The organism is Wolbachia endosymbiont (group B) of Pilophorus perplexus (assembly GCF_964028155.1).
Taxonomy (GTDB): domain Bacteria; phylum Pseudomonadota; class Alphaproteobacteria; order Rickettsiales; family Anaplasmataceae; genus Wolbachia.
On the sequence record NZ_OZ034754.1, the window covers coordinates 1294696 to 1309426 of the forward strand.

15 protein-coding genes and 1 tRNA gene are annotated in these 14731 nt (G+C 34.2%); 6 read left to right on the forward strand and 10 right to left on the reverse strand.

Features of this window, described 5'->3' with window-relative positions; all coding sequences use genetic code 11:
- Positions 1–4: 4 nt before the first annotated feature.
- Entirely contained in the window at positions 5–727 is a 723-nt protein-coding gene (locus tag ABWU28_RS06330; RefSeq protein ID WP_353275159.1) for a hypothetical protein, read from the reverse strand.
- Between the two features lie 138 nt (positions 728–865).
- Here ABWU28_RS06330 and ABWU28_RS06335 point away from each other — a divergent pair, with 138 nt between their 5' ends.
- A complete protein-coding gene (locus tag ABWU28_RS06335) occupies positions 866–2140 on the forward strand; it encodes an APC family permease (RefSeq protein ID WP_012481896.1) in 1275 nt (424 codons plus the stop codon).
- A gap of 70 nt (positions 2141–2210) precedes the next feature.
- A complete protein-coding gene (locus ABWU28_RS06340) occupies positions 2211–3497 on the forward strand; it encodes an APC family permease (protein WP_353275160.1) in 1287 nt (428 codons plus the stop codon).
- Positions 3498–3525: 28 nt separating this feature from the next.
- On the opposite strand, the gene ABWU28_RS06345 is transcribed toward ABWU28_RS06340, so the two are convergent.
- On the reverse strand, positions 3526–3951 hold the full coding sequence (locus ABWU28_RS06345; RefSeq protein WP_015587974.1) for a hypothetical protein: 426 nt from the start codon (positions 3949–3951) through the stop codon (positions 3526–3528).
- Between the two features lie 138 nt (positions 3952–4089).
- Here ABWU28_RS06345 and ABWU28_RS06350 point away from each other — a divergent pair, with 138 nt between their 5' ends.
- A complete protein-coding gene (locus tag ABWU28_RS06350) occupies positions 4090–5112 on the forward strand; it encodes an aspartate-semialdehyde dehydrogenase (protein WP_149168683.1) in 1023 nt (340 codons plus the stop codon).
- A 1-nt stretch (position 5113) separates the two neighbouring features.
- On the opposite strand, the gene ABWU28_RS06355 is transcribed toward ABWU28_RS06350, so the two are convergent.
- On the reverse strand, positions 5114–6190 hold the full coding sequence (locus ABWU28_RS06355) for a 5-(carboxyamino)imidazole ribonucleotide synthase (RefSeq protein WP_029237555.1): 1077 nt from the start codon (positions 6188–6190) through the stop codon (positions 5114–5116).
- A 106-nt stretch (positions 6191–6296) separates the two neighbouring features.
- On the opposite strand from ABWU28_RS06355, the gene apaG reads away from it, so the two are divergent.
- Positions 6297–6701, forward strand: coding sequence for a Co2+/Mg2+ efflux protein ApaG (gene apaG / locus ABWU28_RS06360; RefSeq protein WP_012481895.1), 405 nt, complete (start codon positions 6297–6299; stop codon positions 6699–6701).
- A gap of 202 nt (positions 6702–6903) precedes the next feature.
- Here the strand turns inward: apaG and ABWU28_RS06365 are convergent, their stop codons facing one another.
- Entirely contained in the window at positions 6904–8502 is a 1599-nt protein-coding gene (locus ABWU28_RS06365) for an ABC transporter permease (RefSeq protein ID WP_264336374.1), read from the reverse strand.
- 130 nt (positions 8503–8632) lie between these two features.
- Between ABWU28_RS06365 and ABWU28_RS06370 the strand changes: the two genes are divergently transcribed.
- Positions 8633–9478, forward strand: a complete 846-nt coding sequence (locus ABWU28_RS06370) for a rhodanese-related sulfurtransferase (RefSeq protein WP_353275161.1) — start codon at positions 8633–8635, stop codon at positions 9476–9478.
- Here ABWU28_RS06370 and ABWU28_RS06375 read toward each other — a convergent pair.
- Positions 9475–9855, reverse strand: a complete 381-nt coding sequence (locus ABWU28_RS06375) for a hypothetical protein (protein ID WP_353275162.1) — start codon at positions 9853–9855, stop codon at positions 9475–9477. The genes ABWU28_RS06370 and ABWU28_RS06375 overlap by 4 nt on opposite strands.
- Positions 9856–9993: 138 nt before the next feature.
- Between ABWU28_RS06375 and ABWU28_RS06380 the strand changes: the two genes are divergently transcribed.
- Positions 9994–10152, forward strand: a complete 159-nt coding sequence (locus ABWU28_RS06380; RefSeq protein WP_019236727.1) for a type II toxin-antitoxin system RelE family toxin — start codon at positions 9994–9996, stop codon at positions 10150–10152.
- 294 nt (positions 10153–10446) lie between these two features.
- Here the strand turns inward: ABWU28_RS06380 and ABWU28_RS06385 are convergent, their stop codons facing one another.
- From ABWU28_RS06385 to ABWU28_RS06405, 5 genes are all read right to left on the reverse strand, one after another.
- Positions 10447–10737 carry a type II toxin-antitoxin system RelE family toxin gene (locus ABWU28_RS06385; protein ID WP_353275163.1) on the reverse strand — a complete coding sequence of 97 codons (291 nt, stop codon included), beginning with the start codon at positions 10735–10737 and terminating at the stop codon, positions 10447–10449.
- Positions 10700–10909 carry a DUF6290 family protein gene (locus tag ABWU28_RS06390; protein ID WP_007302130.1) on the reverse strand — a complete coding sequence of 70 codons (210 nt, stop codon included), beginning with the start codon at positions 10907–10909 and terminating at the stop codon, positions 10700–10702. Before ABWU28_RS06390 ends, ABWU28_RS06385 begins: the two co-directional genes overlap by 38 nt.
- 353 nt (positions 10910–11262) lie before the next feature.
- Positions 11263–11349, reverse strand: a tRNA-Ser gene (locus ABWU28_RS06395).
- A 31-nt stretch (positions 11350–11380) separates the two neighbouring features.
- Positions 11381–12178: a DUF2163 domain-containing protein gene (locus ABWU28_RS06400; RefSeq protein ID WP_213863801.1), complete on the reverse strand. Its 798-nt coding sequence runs from the start codon at positions 12176–12178 to the stop codon at positions 11381–11383.
- A gap of 384 nt (positions 12179–12562) precedes the next feature.
- Entirely contained in the window at positions 12563–14605 is a 2043-nt protein-coding gene (locus ABWU28_RS06405) for a porin (RefSeq protein ID WP_353275164.1), read from the reverse strand.
- Positions 14606–14731 lie beyond the last annotated feature (126 nt).

The window sequence follows — 14731 nt, forward strand, 5'->3', positions numbered from 1 at the left end:
CCGCCTATATAGTTTTAAACTCTTCATCCAGCTCATTTGACGGAGTCCCATATTCTTCCTTTAATTTTTTGGCACACTCAATAACACTTTGCTCAAAACTTCTAGTATGAACATTCTGATTACCAGTACCTACATCACTTACATTAAACAAAAAGCTCATTTGCTTTACACTTAAACCCAGAGGCGAGAAGAGCTTTATTAATGGATACTTTATTAACTCAAGAAGCGCTACAGGGATCAATAATATAGTATTGATAAGCACTAAACATATTCTAAGACCGAGCGCTCTACTCTCTGATAACATTCTACTAAGTTCTGATATCTTTGATGCACAATACAAAAATGGTAATTGAATGTAGTATATTGAGTATATAGAAAAAAATAAAATCTTATCTTTTAACCCTACTGTTGGATCATTATATACTTCAGAAAAAATGTTATCATCACTATTTTCATTTTTGAAAGACTGATAGCTGCTTGTAATTTTTTCTGTAAAAATAGAACAGAGCTTATGCAGTCCGTAGCATGAAACGCCAACAGCTAAAAAAATTGCAAGTGTTCCAAAAAATGCTAATACTTCACTTGAAGTTTTGGCAAGAAGGAATGCATAAAGCGCATTAATAAAGATATCAAATAAATATTCAAATAAAAAAATTGCTCCAATAGCGGAAACAAACAATAAAATACCCCCACAAATAATCAAAAAATCTTTTAACCTTGGATTCATACCCCGCTTCTTAATAATCTATTAATATACTTTTTATTATATGCTTAAATTAAAAAAATGCAAATTTTGTAAAGACCAATTGAAATTTCTGAGCTTCAACTATATTGTTAATTATTCAGATAAAAATTAAACATTGTCGTGTCAAATAAAATAGGCTTTTTTGCTATTTTTGCCTTGGTGATTAGTAGCCAAATTGGCTCTGGAATTTTTATGCTCCCAATCAGCCTTGCACCATACGGCGCTTATAGCCTCATAAGCTGGGTTATATCAGGATTTGGTGCTATATCTCTTGCTTTAGTTTTTGCTTCACTCTGCGCAAAATTTCCAGAAACGGGTGGTCCTCATATTTATGTGAAACATGCCTTTGGCTCTACAGCAGCTTTTTTTGTTGGCTGGACATATTGGGTAAGCTCGTGGGTAAGCTCAACAGCTGTGACAATTGCAAGTATCGGTTATTTAGCCCCGCTTTTTCATAATGATATACAAGATATACGTTTGCTTTTAGAAATAACATTAATTTTAGCTATCATGCTAATAAACTTAAGAGGGGTAACTACTGCTGGGCATGTTGAGCTTCTTCTGACCATTGTTAAAATTATCGCACTTCTTGCAATACCCATAGCAGGATTATTTTTCTTTGATAGAAATAATTTTGTTGTAAGTGAGGAAGTATCAAACTTTACGATGTCTCAAGTCCTTGCGCGCTCTACACTCCTTACTCTATGGTGTTTTATTGGACTTGAATCAGCAACGGCACCTGCAGGATCTGTCAATAATCCCTCTAAAACAATACCAAGGGCTATAGTGCTTGGAACAGTCTGTGTTGCTGTGATATATTTCATCAATAGTCTTTCAATTATGGGATTGATAAGTGGTAATGAACTAGCTAGTTCAAAAGCACCATATGTTGATGCGATAAAAATTATGCTTCCAGGTAATTGGCATTTAATTGTTTCTGTTGTTGCCTTTATCGTTTCTGTAAGTAATTTAAATGCTTGGTTTTTAGCTGATGGACAGGTCACCTTAGGCCTTGCAAAAGACAAGTTAATGCCTCAATTTTTTGGCAAAAAAAATAAGCATGATGCTCCATTATGGGGAATAATACTCAGTACTTTGGGGGTGTTAGTTTTACTTATCCTAACGTCAAACAAAAGTTTTGCTGAGCAAGTAACTTCAATAATTGATATCTCTGTGGTGTCATTTTTGTTTATCTACTTAGCATGTAGCCTTGCTTTTCTCAAAGTTAATATACAAGACAAAAGCTACTGCAAATTTTTAATTGGAGGTGTGGCTGTATCTTTTTGCTGTTGGGTAATATACGAGACTTCTATAAAAACATTGTTAATATCAAGTCTATTCCCTTTAAGCGGAACACTTATTTATCTACTTTGGTATCATAAACTAAAAACTTAACTTAAATTTTTTATTTGCTAAAATTCTTAAGCTATACTACTGGCTTACATTAATAGAATTAAGAGGTATTGTGTCAAATAAAATAGGTTTTTGGGCTGTTTTTGCTTTAGTCATTAGTAGTCAGATCGGCTCTGGGGTTTTTATGCTTCCAATTAGCCTTGCTCCATATGGCGCTTATAGCCTTATAAGTTGGATGATATCAGGAGCTGGTGCTGTGTCTCTTGCGCTAGTTTTTGCTACGCTATGTGCAAAGTTTCCAGAAACAGGAGGTCCTCACGTTTATGTGAAACATACTTTTGGTTCTACCGCAGCGTTCTTTGTTGGTTGGACATATTGGGTAATCTCATGGGTTAGTACAACAGCTTTAATAGTTGTGGGTGTTGGCTATCTTACACCATTTTTCCATGAAGATATCAAAAGTATGCGTTTATTGTTAGAGCTGTTGTTATTTACAATCATTACATTAATAAATTTAAGGGGAATAGCTACTGCAGGGCACGTTGAGTTTCTGCTCACGGTTGTGAAGGTTGCTGTATTGCTTGCAATACCTGTAGCAGCGTTGTTTTTTTTCGATAGAAATAATTTTATCATAAGTGAAGAAATATTAAGTCTTACAACATCGCAAATTCTTGCCCGCTCTACACTCCTTACTTTATGGTGTTTTATTGGACTTGAATTGGCAACAGCACCTGCAGGGTCAGTTGATAATCCAGCTAAAACTATACCAAAAGCTGTGGTGCTTGGCACAGTTTGTGTTGCTGTTATATATTTTATCAACAATTTTGCAATTATGGGATTGATCAATGGCAACAATTTAGCAAGTTCAAGAGCACCATATGTTGATGCGATAAAAATTATGTTTTCTGGTAATTGGCATTTAATTGTTTCTATAGTTGCATTCATTTTTTGTGTTGGCAGTCTAAACGCTTGGGTTTTATCTAGTGGACAAGTTGCTTTTGGTCTTGCAGAAGATAGACTAATGCCAAAATTCTTTGCTAAAAGGAACAAGCATGGCTCTCCTGTTTGGGGAATAACAGTTAGTTCAATTGGAACTGCAATTTTACTAATTCTCACTTCAAACAACAATTTTGCCCAGCAGATTACGTCGATTATTGACTTTTCTGTAATTTCATTTTTGTTCGTTTATCTTGCGTGCTGTTTTGCCTTTCTAAAGGTTATTATACAGGAGAGGAGTTGTTATAAGCTTTTAATTGGTAGCATAGCAACAACCTTTTGTTGTTGGGTGATATTAGAAACCCCTGTAGGTACTCTGCTGATTTCGAGCCTGTTCACTGCAAGTGGCATACCCATTTATTTATTTTGGTACTGCAAAACTTCTGTGCAACAAATTCAGTAGTGAGAGATACACTTTAAATGGTTAATATTTATGGGCCAAGATTTTTTTTCTCTTTATCTACTTGTTCAATATTACCATTCTCAAGTTTGCTACCTACTTCTTCTGTGCGTTTATTATCTATGTAGATCTCATTTTTTGCTTTATTAGAAAGACCTATTTGCGATTGCAGTTTTTTATACTCTTCTTTTTCAGGCGTGAAAATTTTCACTAAAAATCTTCCTATTATTGGTATTGAACTTAAAAAATCTCTTAATCCAAAAGATTCTTGCTTCTTGTTTGAAAGATGCTGGTCTATCTTAGAAATTTTCACACCATACTTTTTATCATCAAAATTTATCGCTGGCTTGCTTTTTTTCGAAAGAACATTTTGAATCTCTAATCTATTGACTTTTTCAGGCTTTTGAAATTCAGATACTGCAGGTTTGACCTTAGTGTCATCATGTTTTTTACTCATTTCATTCTACCATGCAATATTACTAGTGTCTTATAATTATAACTAAATTATGGTTAATTGCAAGGTAAAAATATTAAAGTAATTGTAAATTTTATCAGTAAAAATATAATATAGCTTTAAAATCAGAGGTTTATTTATATGGGATGTAAGATTGCAGTTATTGGAGCAACAGGAAGAGTAGGGCGTGAGGTATTAAGCGCGCTTGCCGAGTTTCAAGACGAAGGAAAAATTTCAATAGATTCTGTTGTTGCTTTTGCATCAAAAAAATCAGAGGGAAAAAAGGTAAGTTTCGGCGATGAAGAATTAACTGTCTTAGACCTTGAGAACTACGATTTTGCTGGAATTAATATAGCAATTTTCTGTGCTGGGTCTCATGTTTCCGAGAGATACGTACCGATTGCAACTGAAGCTGGATGTATTGTCGTAGATAATACCTCTCATTTTAGGATGAAAGAAGGCGTGCCACTAGTTATTCCAGAGATCAACAAAGATAAAATTACGGAGTATAAAAACCATAACATAATATCTAATCCAAATTGTACTACAATACAAATGTTGCTGGCATTACATTTATTACACCAAAAAGCAAAAATAAAGAGAATCGTTGCTTCAACTTATCAATCAACTTCTGGTGTAGGTAAAGCAGCAATGGATGAGCTTTACAATCAGACAAAAAAAATCTTTATGAATGAAGCTAAAAAACCTGAAATATTTCCTAAGCAAATAGCATTTAATTGCATTCCTCATATAGGAGAGTTCATGGAAGATGGTTCTACAAAAGAGGAGTGGAAAATGCAAGAGGAGGCAAAAAAAATTTTAGAAGAGGATATAAAAGTAACTGCAACTTGTGTCCGAGTACCTGTTCTTGTTGGTCATGCTATAGCAGTAAATGTAGAATTTGATCAGCATATAACTGAAGAAGAAGCTCGTGAAATGCTCAGTGAAGACGATGGAGTTTTAGTGCAAGATAAGCGCGAAGATGGTGGATATATGACTCAGATTGATGTTGTGCAAGAGAATGCCGTATACATATCGCGTATTAGACAAGACGATACCGTTAAACACGGATTAAATATGTGGATAGTAGCTGATAATCTACGCAAAGGTGCAGCACTAAATATAGTGCAGATCTTGGAGATCTTGATCAAAGAGCATTTATAGCTCAATAGCTTAAATCTATATTGACATGTCCCATTTTACGCTTGTCCCTAACCTCTTTTTTCCCATATATGGTTAAACTAGCTTTTTCGTTGCTCAAATATTTGTGAGAATTATATATATCATTACCTATTATATTTTTTGTCATGCAAGGAAAGCGTAATACTACTTCCTGCATAGATAGCCCGCATATTATCCTAACTAGCTGCTCGAATTGACTAACGTTGCATGCATCCAAGCTCCAGTGGCAAGAATTGTGGGGTCTTGGGGCCAGTTCATTAACTAGTAATTCATGATTTTGAGTGATGAAAAATTCAATAGCTAGAATTCCTACTACATCAAGTGCAGTTGCTATTTTCTCTGCAGTTTTTTGTACCTCTTGGGCTAATTTATTATCTATTTTAGCTGGTGCTATTGAAGTATTAAGTATTCCGTCAACGTGGTGATTCTCTGCTATAGGAAAAAAAGCTACTTTACCGTTTTTATCTCTTGCAACGACTATTGAAACCTCTTTCAGTAAATCAACACTTGCTTCAAGAATGTACTCTTTATTCCAATCGAAGGAAGCAAATTGCTTCAGTTCAGAATCATTTTCAATCATATATTGTCCTTTTCCATCATAACCCATTTCTGTTGTTTTTAGCCTCACTGGATAGCTAAAAGTTTCACTACTTTCTAGTAGCTGATTATAATTTTGTATACTTTTGTAATCAGCAGTTTTTATGCTTAAATCTCTAATAAAATCTTTCTCTCTCAGCCTATTTTGCGAAATGTGTAACGCCTTTTTACCTGGATAAAAATCTGTATGCTGCGACACAATATCAATTGCACTACATGGAATATTTTCAGACTCAATAGTGACTAAATCCACACTCTGTGCAAAAGATTCAAGTGCCCTCTTATCACAGAAGTCTGCTATTGTTAAATCATCAGCAACAGAACAAGCTGGATCGTTTTTAGCACTGGCAAAAATATGCGTTTTGTGCCCAAGTTTTATTGCAGCGATAGCAGTCATTTTACCTAATTGCCCACTTCCTATTATTCCTATCACTTTTTTATCCAGTGGATCTGTTTTGTTCATCATGTAGATTAATATTTCCTAGTTAGAGTACGATAATATGCTTGGAAAATCTATGAAAAAAGTGTATAATTGAAGTGTGTTAAACTTTTATCATGAACACTTTACGATGACCATGAAATACACACTTATTACTAATTCTGTTGAAGTTACAGTTTTGCCAATTTACATTGAAGAGCAATCCATTCCTTATGAAAATTGTTACGTATGGATGTATAATGTTAAGATAAAAAACAAAAGCTCATCAACCATTCAATTATTAAGTCGCTATTGGCAAATAATAGATCATAAGGGGAAAATAAATGAAATTGCCGGAGTTGGTGTTATTGGAGAACAACCTGTAATAAAATCTGGAGAGGTATTCAAATATACAAGTGGAACATACTTAAATACACCATCAGGAATAATGCAGGGTAAATATGAATTTCTGAACGAAGAGAGCATAAAAACCTTTGATGTTATGGTACCACCCTTTTCCTTAGATAGTCCATACGTTAACACTAGACCTCATTGATCATCAAGATAGTGTATTTGTTTAAGTGCATCTGAAACCAGTGCTTCTTGTTTTGTCATTTGAGCTTCCATAATGTCATCCGAGTAGCTGATACTGAGATCCAACTAAGTTGATAAACACGAAAGCACTGACCATTTGCTTCTATAGTTGTCTTTTTTCGTCTATCTTATTTTGTTACTCTGCTGAACAGATGCAAAATAGTTTATTTTTGATTCTTATCATCAAGTGTGAATAAGATTATTGTAGAGGTTAAACCTATAATAACTATCATTAACGAAAATGGGGCAGCTTCTCTGTAACGCTCATCGCTGACAAGTTCATATACTCTAGTTGATATAGTTTCAAAATTAAATGGTCTGATAATTAGTGTTGCCGTGAGTTCTTTTACCGTATCCATAAACACGAGCAGAAATCCCGATAGTATACTTTTCTTGATAAGGGGAATATGAATATTCAGGCACGTGGAAATAGGCCCATGACCCATAGTATATGCAGTCCATTCAATTTCATTTGGTGTTTTTTTGAGTCCCGACTCTATCGCCTTGAAAGATATAGCAAAAAAACGAAATAAATATGAGTAAACTAATGCGCCAATAGTTCCTACCAAGCTAATTTCTACAATATATTGAGTAATGAAAGAAGATATTCTGCTTAAAAACATTATTATGCTAATTGCAATAATTGCATTTGGAATTGCATATCCAAGAGAAATGAGACGTGCTATATTGCTTATTACCTTATTTTTACGTGCTGTATATCCAATAATTATCGCAATGCTAATTGAGATTAATGCGGTAATAAATGATAAACCAACACTATTTGCTATTATATTGTAAAATCTTGCTTCGTATATGAAAAAGCCTTTCTCTATGCTCCAATATATAAGTGGAATCATTGGTAAAATAAAGCCTATTAATATCGGCAATAAACACATAAGATAAGAAAAGATCAATGATATAGAACCGTTTATACTACGTTTATTGTGATAATCTGCATTAGTATTGATTGAAGAGTAAGATATTTCTCTTTTTTGTAGTTTTTTCTCGATAACTATTAGTGTTGCAACGAAAATCAGTTCTGCAACTGCCAAAACAGTAGTTGAATATTTGTCATGCAGTAAAAACCAAGTACGGTATATTCCCGTCGTGAAAGTATCGATAGCAAGAAACTGTGGTGTGCCGAAATCTGTAATTACTTCCATTAGTACCAAGGATAACCCCGCTATAATTGATGGGCGTATAGAGGGTATGATGACAGAAAACAGACTCTGTAATGAAGAAAACCCAAGTGTTGATGCAATAGTGACTGAGTTACTAACGCTCTTTAGACTTGAGCGGACCAACATATAAACGTATGGATATAGACTAAATCCCATTACTAATATTCCACCACCTAGGGATTTGATCTCGGGAAACCAATAGTCACCTTTGCCCAATTGAAAAGTATCTCTTAACAAGCTCTGAATCGGACCTGAAAACTCTAACGTGTTTACATAAACAAACGATACTATATATCCAGGAATTGATATCGGAAAGAATAAGGCAATCTCAAAAATTCTACTTCCGGGAAACGAAAAAAATGTAGTAAGCCAAGCTGGAATTACTCCAAATATAAAGGATATTAACCCTACTCCTACCATCAAAATTAACGTATTGAGTATATATTCAGGAAAAAGTCTACTAATTACCCATCCAGAGTTTGCTGATTCTGTAAATAGAATCGATATTAACGATAGTATAGGGCAGACAAATAATACACTTACTAAAAACAAGAATATATTTTTAAATACTCTCAGAAACATTAACTTGAATCTATATTTGATATTAAAATGTTATATGCAAAAACTAAAGATATCCAGTAATTAACAGCCGTCCTATTGAATATCTTCATAATTTTATATATTATGTTTTAAATCGATAAACTAATTAATTATGAGTTTTGTCATTGCAACTTTCTATCATTTTGTAAAACTCTCTAATTATTATGACATGAAAGATGAAATAAAAGTTGCATGCGACAATGTCGAATTAAAGGGTACTATACTCCTTGCAGAAGAGGGTATTAATGCAACCGTATTTGGTGAAAGAAACGCGATTGATAAAATATTCGATTTTCTACGTTCTGATTATAGACTAAGGGACCTTACATGGAAAGAGAGTGCAGCAGAATATCAACCATTTAGTAAGATGAAAGTGAGATTAAAAAGAGAAATTGTGAATCTTGGTGTAAGTAATCTCGATACTTCCGTTAGAGGTCAGTACATTGATCCAGATTATTGGGATGATTTTATCTCTCAACCTGATGTTTTAGTGATAGACACACGAAATGATTACGAAGTAAAACTAGGCAAGTTTAAAAATGCAATCAATCCACATACTCAGCGTTTTCGAGATTTTCCTCAGTGGGCAGAGTCTTTCTCTGAGAGTAAAGATCTGAAAGTGGCTATGTACTGCACTGGTGGAATCAGATGCGAGAAATCTACAGCATATATGAAAAGCCTTGGATTTAACGATGTTTATCACCTTAAAGGCGGTATTCTTTCCTACCTTGAAAAAACTCACAACAAAAGTGGTAATTGGGAAGGCGAGTGTTTTGTTTTTGATGATAGAATTGCTGTTGATCACTCACTCGCCCCAAGTGATAAAATAAAATGCATATTCTGCTCAAGTAAAGTTTCAACTGATGAGCTGAAATCAGTTCCACGTGGCCAGGTAGTTTGCTCTGATTGTAAATCTTTAAGTATTGAAAGAAAGCTAGAATTCAATACGAACCTCTAAGAAAATCTGCTTATTGCACACTTACTAACCTCAATTTTATCAAGACATTTACCTACGACATAGCCCGCTCCAGCTCCAAGTAACGCACCAACTATAGCAAATGCAATCAACACTACACCAGAACCGCCAATAAGAGCTAAAGTTTCTTGCCATAAACAACATGCTGCAACTAGACCAGCAGCTAAACCAATTCCTGCACCTCTGCACCTAAGTTTCATGTTATTAACACTAGTATAATGACTTCCAAAACCAAATTCTTTGATATCTTTTCTTTTTTCTATAAAATTGATAAGCTCATGTGTTTCTTTGTTATTTGTGTTGCTACGCAAATCATATAAATTTATAACGCCATCCTTTACATATTTTTCAAAATTCATTTTATTTTTCCATACTATTAGAATATATTTTTATTACACTTAATGTCTTAATAGTTGGTAAATTCCCATATAAGAATAAGTAGATAATCTTACCACTATAGGTGGGACTAAAGCGCGATAAGATTAAATTCCTGAAAAATGTTGGTAAGAAGAGCTTTTCCAAAAACAATAAAGTTAAGAGTTGAAGAGATAGTAAAAGAGCGACTTACAGTTAATCCAATTGATTTTGGTGAATCGTTTTGTTACAAACTCAAAGGATACAGAAGACTGAGAACTGGCGATTATCGTATCATGTAAATGCTGCAAAGTATGAAGTGTTTCAATAAAACGCAGAAAAGACATTTACGAGTCTGAGGCTCCATACTAATATCCTTCCAGTATTAACTTACTGTAACCTTTCCGGTTGAGCCACTGCGATTCTTTGCAACGTTTATCTCTAATTCGTTATTAGCATCGATTTTATAGTCTGTAGAGTAGTAAAATTATAGGGGTATAGTCAAAAAATGAGTTATTTTTGAGCTGAGCAAAGCCACCTAAGGTGAAGAGGAAGGAGGGCTGTATAATGAAATATACAATGCTTATAGGAAGGTTCTAACTTTTATAGATGTATTCTCTATGCTCTATTGCAGTAATTATTACTGTACGTTCTAATTTACTTATCCTATAAACCAAACGATAATCACCAGATCTTATTCTACGATGTCCTTTGAACTCACCGAGCAAGGGATCTCCTGCCTTCTCAGGAGAAAGTGTAAGACGCTCTTTTACCCTTGACCATATTGTCTTTGGAAGATTTGGAATGTCTTTGTGAACTACATTTTCCTCATAGCAGATTAAATACTTATCACCAGTTGATGTCTTCATGCCTGATGAATTTTGCATTTCGAGTGTCACGTTGAATAGCAAGTTTGGCTATTGCCATATCTTCTTCATTTTCAATTGCTTCTTGTATAAACTGCTCTGCTAGCTCTTGAGCTGATTGATTCTTTACTTTAGCTAAACGAGTAAGGTTTTTTAAAACTTTTTCACTAATGTTAATACTTGAATCAGCCATAAGTTTTACCAAAATGTACTAATAATTATACAACATTTTTCTAAAATTTTCAATAAAGAATTGTATTGACGGATTATGGTAGATTGAGTATATACTAGTATTAGATTTTAGGGAGAAATGACACAGACGTATTGCAAGACATCATTAGGAATAAGGAAGGTATGCTGGCTACTGGATGTATTTCTATGATAACAACTACTCTTCATCATCAAAAATCAAGAAGGCTCTGCAACTTGATAACTCTATTCTTTTATTGACGTAGATGACTCTGAAAAATTGCGGAGCTGAAGTGCTATGGTTATTACGGTTTAAGAACAAAACGGAAAATCCTATGTTACACTAGAAATAATGTGCGGAAAAGGGGGGATTCGAACCCCCGACATATTTTCATATGTGCACGCTTTCCAAGCGTGTGCTTTAGACCGCTCAGCCACCTTTCCATACTTATTCATAATATTAAAAATTATGCTGCTAAACAACTGGTATATATGGTTCGCCACGGAAATTCACAGTATTGTTAAACTTGTTTTTGCACGTTAAAAACGCTTTATCACAACCTGCAAGTATCGAATATTTATCTCCGGTAGAAATTTGATATGGAGGAGAAGCAAATAATGTAACTACTTTATTTTTGTATTCTTTAACTACAACTTCAAATGTTGCTGAACTAAAGAATTTTACCACTCCGTGCTTATAATATCCATCACTTTCGATTAAATTAGTGTCTTCAAATCTTCTTTCATCTATCACTTTAGTAATTGTGCTCATTCTACTAAACTTTTTAGCATCAGCTTTACATCTATCATCGCAAAATTGTGCCCTGCATACAGGAGAATATAGCTCTGTTATGCTTCTCTCAAGCTTTGTCGCAAGACCTCTAATTTCAGCGATAAACCTCCCACTATTTAATGTTACTTTACCAAAAGTTCCTGCATGCAAATTCATAATTCCCTGACTCAAATCTTTATAATTCACAAGAAATATTTCAATATTTGCAAAGTCATACCTTCCTGATAAAACATCTTTTTCTTTAATATCAGCACTATTTAATATTCCTTCAATTTCTAAATTATCAGTTCTCAAATCGCTATTTAATATTATACTGCTGGCTATAAAACCGCTTGAAGATTTATAGAATACATTATTGAGATTTAAATCTTCATCATAGTCAGTAAATCCCATTACTTCTCCACTTACAAGTGTTAATTTCCAGCAAGTAGCGATGGTAAGTAATTCTCCAGTTAAATGGTTTTTTAGTTTGGTTTGCATACTGCTTAATTGATTGAATTTGAAAACGTTCGATAGGTAAGGGATTATATCCATTATCTGAGTAGCCATAGGGTGTCATGCCAGCGCCCAGACTATTGGCATCCAGTTAAATTTACGAGTATAAAAGTAATGTTAAAATACAACGTTTCTGATGATGATGGAAAAATGGATCCCAGTGTCAAGCACTGGGATGACACCATTTACTATGCAAATTGCCACAATTTTCGTACAGCTGTGACTGGGATGACATTACTTATTGTGTGAATAAAATAAATACTCGTAGAGTTTATTACGCACTGGCTTATGTTTATTTGATCGATGAGTAAATGCTAACAGATAAGATACACACCACATTCAAGTTGTGGTGTGTATTACTAGAACAAATTAGAAAGAAAACTTCACACCAGTGAGGAGAAGAATTCCTTTGTTGGAAGGTACATCAGCATTATTTTTATCTTTCAGCGCACCTTTTTCATCAGTCATAAAATAATGTAAGGCTGCATAAGGAACAAATTTGCTCTTATTGCAAGAAGATAGATCATACTGAACACCAAGTGCAACATCATGAAGCATATCTTTATCACTCATTCTGCTACCAAAGTATGTCACGCTTGTGTAGATGTTATCATATTGATAACCAGCACCTGCAGTCCAATACATGGTATTGTTATCATTAAATTGCTTTAAGCCATTTTTTCTAGCAATATCAGTAGTCTCTTTATATTCTTTTGAAGCAAGGTCGAGTTCCTTGATACTCTTAGGTTGACCAGATTTGCCTAAATATGCAAAAGAAGCAGCGAATTTTACACTTTGATCTTCATCAATCTTATAATCAGCGCTTGCACCCAAATTAATGCCTGCCAGATTATTGTATTCTATGAACTCATTATAAAGGTGCTTATCTTTACTCGGTTGCTTTGAAAACCCATATTCACCAACTACGGAAGTTTTAACTTTTACATTATGTTTACTAAAGTCATATTCATATGATGCACCAGCGCTTATTATATGCTGGTAATCTGGTCCAACATGTCTTAACGTTTCCTCATTCTTTACCCCTGTTACCTTATTACTTGAATCTTTGAGGAAATCTGGAGCTATTTCTTTTACAACGGATAAACCACTATCGTAGCGAGGTGAGTAGCTAATACCAAATCTTGCACCCATATAATTTGGTGAGTAGTAAGCAGCTCTAAACGGCAATGTGGTCATAACCTCTTTGTTGTATTTTCCTGCCATACGGAAGGAGAGTTTTTCGCTCTCGCTCGAGAAGCTTTCAGTGTAAAGACGTGGTGTTACGTAAAATGGGAAGTTTGCAGCACTTCCTTCTAAGTTTACTTTTCTGAACCAGTCACTATCTGCAGCTCCATCAACAGTTGCAATTCTTGTTGCATCAAGTCTCATCAGAGACTCAGGACCAAACTGATAACCAAGTTTCAGATCACCATATTTTGAATTCAAAAACACATGTGCACTTCTACCTCTTGCAGCATTCACGCCTTGTGAAGCTCCTTTACCTTCAGTAACTGGAACATGGAATTGTACATCGGCACCATAACGAAGACCAATATCCTCATTTTTATTTTCAGCTCTTAAGTGCAATATTGCATCTGAAATCATGCCCATGTTTTCACTGTAATCACCAATATTCCCTATCCCTTTAGGAAATATTGGATTTGCTCCTTTTATACTATCTGGAGTATTGTTAAAATAATCTGTAGATTTACCTGGCATAACATTATAATGGTTATAGCCACTTAGCCCATGGTTACCATAACCTTGAGAATCAACAACGCCACCGAAAGTTATTCTTAAACCATCCCCTTGATTGGTATTGATAATATCAACCCCACCAACTGAAACAACAGGACTTGCCTTACCTTTTTCCTCTGTATTGCTGTTAACAACTTTTACATCCTTTTTTATATCTTTAGCTTCAATTTTAGCATTCTTAGTTTTAGAACCCTTAATTTTTGACTTTTCTACATTAGAATTTTTAGTGCTTAGAGCTTTCGCCTTTGAATCCTCTATAAGCTTTGCTTTTTTCTCTTTTGCTAGCCTAATTTCATCTTTTTTCTTTTGTTTTGCTACTAATTTTAACTCTTCTTTTTTCTTCTTTTGTTCAGCTGCTAATTTTAACTCCTCTTTTTTCTTCTGCTCAGCTGCTAATCTTAGTTCTTCTTTTTTCTTAAGCTCCTCGGCTTTTTTTCTTGGATCAGCATTACATATCCTGTCCATTTTTTCTTTTAGTTTCTTATTTGACGTCTTCATCACTTCCATCTTTCCAGAAGTTTTGATTGACTCGTTACTCTCTTGCTTTTTTACTTCCTTCATACTCTCGTCAGAAAAGTCAGCAGCAAAGCCACTGAAAGAACATAAAGTCAATAGAGAAGCTAGAGCAGTTCTAGTATAAATAGATTTTTTCATGAAGTGCCCCCAAAAAATTTTAAAATCATAACATAAATAGTATAAAGGTGTTGAAAATCCAACTTAAAGCAACCTTATAGCGAAAATAAAGGTAAAATGCAATACTTTAAAAGCAACTTTCTTAAT

Bases quoted from the DNA above. Each gene is read 5' to 3' on its own strand.
- ABWU28_RS06330 (WP_353275159.1), bottom strand. From the start codon at position 727: ATGAATCCAAGGTTAAAAGATTTTTTGATTATTTGTGGGGGTATTTTA.
- ABWU28_RS06345 (WP_015587974.1), bottom strand. From the start codon at position 3,951: ATGAGTAAAAAACATGATGACACTAAGGTCAAACCTGCAGTATCTGAA.
- ABWU28_RS06350 (WP_149168683.1), top strand. From the start codon at position 4,090: ATGGGATGTAAGATTGCAGTTATTGGAGCAACAGGAAGAGTAGGGCGT.
- ABWU28_RS06355 (WP_029237555.1), bottom strand. From the start codon at position 6,190: ATGAACAAAACAGATCCACTGGATAAAAAAGTGATAGGAATAATAGGA.
- apaG (WP_012481895.1), top strand. From the start codon at position 6,297: ATGACCATGAAATACACACTTATTACTAATTCTGTTGAAGTTACAGTT.
- ABWU28_RS06365 (WP_264336374.1), bottom strand. From the start codon at position 8,502: ATGTTTCTGAGAGTATTTAAAAATATATTCTTGTTTTTAGTAAGTGTA.
- ABWU28_RS06370 (WP_353275161.1), top strand. From the start codon at position 8,633: ATGAGTTTTGTCATTGCAACTTTCTATCATTTTGTAAAACTCTCTAAT.
- ABWU28_RS06375 (WP_353275162.1), bottom strand. From the start codon at position 9,855: ATGAATTTTGAAAAATATGTAAAGGATGGCGTTATAAATTTATATGAT.
- ABWU28_RS06380 (WP_019236727.1), top strand. From the start codon at position 9,994: ATGTTGGTAAGAAGAGCTTTTCCAAAAACAATAAAGTTAAGAGTTGAA.
- ABWU28_RS06385 (WP_353275163.1), bottom strand. From the start codon at position 10,737: ATGCAAAATTCATCAGGCATGAAGACATCAACTGGTGATAAGTATTTA.
- ABWU28_RS06390 (WP_007302130.1), bottom strand. From the start codon at position 10,909: ATGGCTGATTCAAGTATTAACATTAGTGAAAAAGTTTTAAAAAACCTT.
- ABWU28_RS06400 (WP_213863801.1), bottom strand. From the start codon at position 12,178: ATGCAAACCAAACTAAAAAACCATTTAACTGGAGAATTACTTACCATC.
- ABWU28_RS06405 (WP_353275164.1), bottom strand. From the start codon at position 14,605: ATGAAAAAATCTATTTATACTAGAACTGCTCTAGCTTCTCTATTGACT.